Below are 888 nucleotides of genomic sequence, written 5' to 3' on the forward strand. Positions count from 1 at the left end.
CCCCCACACCCCTATTTCCCTACACCCCTTTGAATTGTCAAAGTCGCTCCAGTGCAAACGCCGTACCACCGCCAGTACCATGACACACCGCTGCCAGCCCTAACTGCCCATTCCTGTGCTGCAAAGCGTTGAGCAGCGTGACCATAATTCGCGCCCCAGAAGCGCCGATGGGATGCCCTAGTGCGATCGCCCCCCCAAAGATATTGAGCTTTTCGTAAGGAATTCCCAGCACCCGGTTAAACAGCACGTTGCTTAGAGCAAAAGCTTCGTTGTTCTCAAACAAGTCAAAATCGTAGATTCTCATCTTCAGCTTTTCTAAAAGCTTATTCACTGCGAGTATGGGAACTTCAGGGAAGCGCCAAGCTTCTCCACCGATCCACGATCCTCCAATCACCCGTGCTAGAGGTACCAGTCCGTAACGTTCCACCGCCGTTCGGCTTGCCAAGACAAGAGCTGCTGCTCCATCTGATATCTGACTGCTGTTACCAGCAGTGAACACGCCATCCTCTGTGAAAGCAGACTTGAGTCGGGTCAGGCTCTCTAAGGTGGTTTCCGGGCGAATGCCTTCATCTTTTTCCACCAGTTGCAAACCTTTCTTCCCTTCGACCTCAATCGGTACAATTTCCTTGTTGAAGCAACCTTGCTCGGTGGCGAGTGTTGCCCGCTGCTGTGAATATAAGGCGACTTGGTCCAAGTCAGCCCGCGTCACCTGGTAAGCTGCTGCCAGCCGTTCAGCTTGCTCTCCCATTGCTTCAGCGGTGGTAGGATCGGTGAGACCGTCGTAAAGTAAAATATCCGTGAGTTGCTCTGGCGCACCCAACAGGAATTTGTAACCGCTTGTAAAAATCTACGCATATCTGGGCAACAATCCTCAAATCTACGTAGAGG

The 888-nt window shown here is 52.1% G+C and carries 1 protein-coding gene; it reads right to left on the minus strand.

The genetic code is table 11. From position 1 onward, the window contains the following. Positions 1 to 37: 37 nt before the first annotated feature. Positions 38 to 820, minus strand: coding sequence for a thiolase family protein (locus DP116_RS28365; RefSeq protein ID WP_246275850.1), 783 nt, complete (start codon positions 818 to 820; stop codon positions 38 to 40). Positions 821 to 888 lie beyond the last annotated feature (68 nt).

It is taken from the genome of Brasilonema bromeliae SPC951 (assembly GCF_012912135.1).
GTDB lineage: Bacteria > Cyanobacteriota > Cyanobacteriia > Cyanobacteriales > Nostocaceae > Brasilonema > Brasilonema bromeliae.